The following is a 500-nucleotide window of genomic DNA, read 5'->3' on the forward strand; positions in this document are numbered from 1 at the left end:
CTCTTCGTTGCGGACATGAATCCAATCGATGCCGCCTTTGGCGGACCCGCCGGTGCGCCTCACCGCGTCGACGATGGGGTTGAGGCTGTCACCCGCGATTCCGTAGATGCGGGTGACCCCTGCGTGTTGTAGTTGGCCGATGAGCTGATCTGAGACGGTAGCTGCCATGCCCCCAGTTAACTCCTCCCACCTGCACGATCACAGCGAACTGACTCGGTTGCCGCAGCCATCGACGAGAATGCTTCGGGTTCGCTGAGCTTTGTGGAGAGCGAATGGTAACGATGTATCGTTGAGTATCGGCGAGGCCGCTCGTGCCCCGCATCCACCGACTGGAGGATCCGCATGAACAACTCATTCGGAACCGGCGGCCGGGATTCTCGCCGTCCGTTCGCAGACGCATTTGACCACGCAGGCAAAGGACTCTGGGACGCGCTCGACAACGTGCGCTCCGAGTTCGAACGTCGCGTAGTCCCCCGCATGGGCCGCGGAGACGTTCGCGT

Annotated in this window: 1 protein-coding gene; it reads right to left on the reverse strand. The window is 62.0% G+C overall.

What is annotated here, in order from left to right:
• Positions 1-168: thiamine pyrophosphate-binding protein (locus I6F54_RS20550; RefSeq protein WP_197142811.1), on the reverse strand; the 168-nt coding region annotated here is incomplete at its 3' end.
• Positions 169-500 lie beyond the last annotated feature (332 nt).

The sequence above is a fragment of the Pseudoalteromonas sp. SWXJZ10B genome, assembly GCF_015864475.1.
In the GTDB taxonomy this organism is placed as follows: domain Bacteria; phylum Pseudomonadota; class Gammaproteobacteria; order Enterobacterales; family Alteromonadaceae; genus Pseudoalteromonas; species Pseudoalteromonas arctica.